Origin of the sequence: Komagataeibacter europaeus LMG 18890 (assembly GCF_000285295.1) — a bacterium.
GTDB lineage: Bacteria > Pseudomonadota > Alphaproteobacteria > Acetobacterales > Acetobacteraceae > Komagataeibacter > Komagataeibacter europaeus.
On the sequence record NZ_CADP01000009.1, the window covers coordinates 6,482 to 10,731 of the forward strand.

At 66.7% G+C, this 4,250-nt stretch carries 3 protein-coding genes and 1 pseudogene (1 of these 4 cut by a window edge); all 4 read left to right on the top strand.

Annotated elements, in window-relative coordinates:
* Nucleotides 1-1,149, top strand: a 1,149-nt coding sequence (locus tag GEU01_RS05320; RefSeq protein WP_042710780.1) for an aminoacetone oxidase family FAD-binding enzyme, incomplete at its 5' end; no start/stop codon positions are given.
* A complete protein-coding gene (locus tag GEU01_RS05325; protein ID WP_026018525.1) occupies nt 1,149-2,525 on the top strand; it encodes an MBOAT family O-acyltransferase in 1,377 nt (458 codons plus the stop codon). The genes GEU01_RS05320 and GEU01_RS05325, both read left to right, overlap by 1 nt.
* Nucleotides 2,526-2,660: 135 nt before the next feature.
* Nucleotides 2,661-4,037, top strand: coding sequence for a replication-associated recombination protein A (locus tag GEU01_RS22310; protein WP_232272407.1), 1,377 nt, complete (start codon nt 2,661-2,663; stop codon nt 4,035-4,037).
* A pseudogene (locus tag GEU01_RS22315) lies at nt 4,034-4,250 on the top strand (RluA family pseudouridine synthase) (it continues 759 nt past the right edge of the window). Before GEU01_RS22310 ends, GEU01_RS22315 begins: the two are co-directional and overlap by 4 nt.

Below are 4,250 nucleotides of genomic sequence, written 5' to 3' on the forward strand. Positions count from 1 at the left end.
GCGGGCGCGCGGGTGCTGGTGCTGGACCATGCGCCCCATGCTGGCCGCAAGATCCTGATTTCCGGCGGGGGCCGGTGCAATTTTACTAATATGGATACGGGGCCGGGGCAGTTCCTGTCCGCCAACCCGCATTTCGCCAAATCGGCGCTGGCGCGCTATACGCCCGCCGATTTCGTGGACCTGGTGCGGCGCCATCGCATCCCGTGGCATGAAAAGGCGGCGGGCCAGCTGTTCTGTGACCGCTCGGCGCGCGATATCGTGGACATGCTGCGGCGTGAATGCGCGGCGGGACAGGTGGATGTCCGGGTGTCGCACCGGATCATCGACGTGGCGCGTGACGCGGGCGGACACTACCGGGTCGAGACGGACCACGGTACCTTCCATGCCCCAAGCCTGATTGTCGCAACCGGCGGCCTGTCGATTCCCAAGCTGGGGGCGACCGGCCTGGCCCACGATCTTGCGCGCCGGTTCGGGTTGCGCGTCGTGTCGCCCGCGCCCGCACTGGTGCCACTGACATTCGGCGCGCAGGACCGCGAATGGATGGAACCGCTGGCCGGGCTGTCTGTCACGGTCGGCATTACCTGCCATGCGGGGGAAGGGCGGCAGGCGCGCCAGGTTACCTTCCGTGACGGCATGGTCTTTACCCATCGTGGCCTGTCCGGTCCCGCCATCCTGCAGGCCTCGTCCTACTGGCAGCCGGGGCAGGTGCTGGATATCGACCTGCTGCCCGGCATCGATGCCACCAGCAGGCTGCTGGAAATCAAGCGCGACCGTCCGCGCGCGGGCGGGGTGGCCATGCTGTCCATGCTGCTGCCGCAGCGCCTGGCCCAGCTCATGGCGCATGCGCACCTGCCTGACGGGCAGCTTGCGGGCATGCCCGATGCGGTGCTGGCCAATGTCGCCGGTGTCCTGTCGGGCTGGCGGCTCAACCCACATGGTACCGAAGGCTATGTGAAGGCCGAGGTCACGCGCGGCGGGGTGGATACGGACTGCCTGTCCTCGCGCGATATGCAGGCGCGTGACGTGCCTGGCCTGTTCATGGTGGGGGAAGCCGTGGACGTGACCGGCTGGCTGGGTGGCTACAATTTTCAATGGGCATGGGCCAGCGGCCATGCGGCGGGACAGGCGGTGGCGGAACGCGGCGGCTGATGCTGTTTGCATCGCAGTCGTTCCTGGTTGTCTTCCTGCCGCTGGTACTCGGGCTGTATTACGCCGTGGGCGACAGCCGGGCCGCGCGACAGGGCGTGATCATTGCAGCCTCCGTGCTGTTCTACGGATTGTGGGACTGGCGTTTCGTGCCGTTCTGGCTGGCGATGATCGGGTTCAGCCAGATGGTCGCCATCATGTGGGGGCGAACAGGCCAGCGCCTGTGGCTGCGGGTGGGGATCGCGGGCAATATTGCCGTGCTGTTCGGCTTCAAATACGCCGACTGGCTGGCGGGCAGCATAATGCACTGGATGGGGCGGGAGCATGTGGCGTGGCCCATCGTGCTGCCGCTGGGGCTGTCGTTTTTCGTGTTCCAGAAAATTTCCTACCTTGTCGATCTGGCACGGGGGCAGGCGCGGGTGTACCGGCTGGCGGATTTCATGGAATTCGTCACGTTTTTCCCGCAGTTCGTGGCCGGTCCCATCGTGCGGCATAACGAACTGATCCCGCAGTTCGACGCCAGTCCCCGCAACGCCGCGATGTGGGAAAACCTGGGCCGGGGCGGGCTGCTGCTGCTGGTTGGCCTTGGCAAGAAAGTGGGGCTGGCCGACACATTGGGCACCATCTGCGCGCCGGTGTTTGATGCCGCCCACGCGGGTCATGTGCCCGGCATGGCGGCGGCATGGCTGGCGGCGGTGGCCTACATGCTGCAGATCTATTTCGATTTTTCGGGTTATTCCGACATGGCCATCGGCATGGCGCTGATGATGGGCATCCGCCTGCCATTCAATTTCAACGCGCCCTACGCAGCGGTTTCGGTGCGGGATTTCTGGCGGCGGTGGCACATGACGCTGTCGCGTTTCCTGCGTGACTACATCTATATCCCGCTGGGCGGAAACCGCTGCACGCCGCTGCGGCAGGCCGTCAACGTGATGGTCACCATGTGGCTGGCGGGCGTGTGGCACGGGGCGGGGTGGAATTTTGTCGTGTGGGGCCTGCTGCATGGCGCGGCGCTGGCGGTGGCCCATGTGTGGGACCGTGCGGGACGGACCATGCCGCGCGTGGGCGGGTATGTGCTGACCATGGGGTTCGTGCTGCTGACATGGGTGGTGTTCCGCGCGGCGGACCTTGCGACGGCAGGGCATATGCTGGGGGCGATGGCGGGGCTGCATGGCATGGGCGGGGCTGCGATCCGCCACCCGGTCGTGCTGGGGCTGGCGGCGGCCGTGGCGGTGATCGGCCCGGCCTCGCAGCAGGTGGTGCTGGAACGCCTGCGGCCGGCACCGTGGATGGCGGTGGCGGCAGGCATGGCCTTCGTGCTGCTGTTGTTCCTGATTGGCGGCCGACCGCCGGAACCCTTCATCTATTTCCAGTTCTGACATCGCGTGTCATGGCGGCATCGGGCATGTATTGTGCCGGTGGTACTGGTATTGAAGGGTAACAGTCCCCAGATTCAGTCATGGTCCGCCACATGGGACCGCTATGATACAGGCAGGAGCATATGGCAGGCAGGCGTGACAGCATGGATAACGGGCCAGCGGATCTGTTTGGCNGGGCCGCCGCCACGGCAGGACGGGCGCGGCCCGGTCCCGTTTCCGGCCCATGAACCGAAAGTCGCCGCGCGCACCCAGCCACTGGCCGACCGCCTGCGCCCTGCAACGCTGGATGACGTGGTGGGGCAGGACCATCTGCTCGGGCCCCAGGGCAGCCTGCGGCAGATGCTTGCACGCGGGTCGCTGGCCAGCCTGATCCTGTGGGGTGGACCGGGTGTGGGCAAGACCACCATCGCCCGCCTGCTGGCCGATGCGGCGGGACTGCGCTTCGTGCAGCTTTCGGCGGTGTTTTCCGGCGTGGCCGACCTCAAGCGCGCGTTCGAGGACGCGCGGCGCACCAGTGCCAGTGGTGGCGGCACGTTATTGTTCGTTGATGAAATTCACCGTTTCAACCGCGCGCAGCAGGACGGTTTCCTGCCGGTGGTGGAAGATGGCACGGTCGTGCTGGTCGGGGCCACGACGGAAAACCCGTCCTTTGCGCTGAACAGCGCGCTACTGTCGCGCTGCCAGGTGCTGGTGCTGCACCGTCTGGATGACGCGGCGATGGAAAAGCTGCTGGAACGTGCCGAGCTTGCTACCGGCACGACCCTGCCGCTGACGCCCGAAGCCCGCGCCACCCTGCGCGCCATGGCCGATGGGGACGGGCGCTACCTGCTGAACATGGTCGAGCAGCTTCTGGCCCTGCCACCGCAGAAGGCGCCGCTGGACCCCGCCGCCCTGTCCAGCCTGCTGGCGCGCCGCGCGGCGCTGTATGACAAGGACCGCGAGGAACATTACAACCTGATTTCCGCGCTGCATAAATCCATGCGCGGATCAGACCCGGACGCCGCGCTGTACTGGTTCGCCCGCATGCTGGAAGGGGGCGAGGACCCGCGCTATATCGCCCGCCGCCTGACCCGCTTCGCCGCCGAGGACGTGGGCATGGCCGACCCGCAGGCCCTGCCGCTGGCGGTCGCGGCGTGGGAGACATTTGAACGGCTGGGATCGCCGGAGGGGGAACTGGCGCTGGCGCAGCTTGTAGTGCATCTGGCCACCGCCCCCAAATCCAACGCGGTGTACAAGGGCTACAACATGGCCCGCCGGGCCGCGCGCGCCACCGGCAGCCTGATGCCGCCGGCCCATATCCTCAACGCGCCGACCACGCTCATGAAGGATATCGGCTACGGCAAGGGCTACGAATACGACCATGATACGGAAGGTGGCATATCGGGCCAGAACTACTTCCCCGATGGCATGCGCCGCCCGAAACTGTACCAGCCCACCGGGCGCGGATATGAACGCGAAGTGGCGCGACGACTGGACAGTTGGAACAGAGTGCGCGAAAGCCGTGGGTCATGAGTGTCGTTACCCTTACCGTCAGCGATGACGAAGCCGATATCCGCCTCGACCGCTGGTTCCGCAGGCATTACCCCCACCTGACGCAGGGTGCGCTGCAGAAGCTGTGCCGAACGGGACAGGTACGCGTGGATGGCAGGCGTGCCACCGCCGCCACCCGTCTGGCCCCGGGACAGGCCGTGCGCGTGCCGCCCATACCCAATGCCAGCCGCCCGC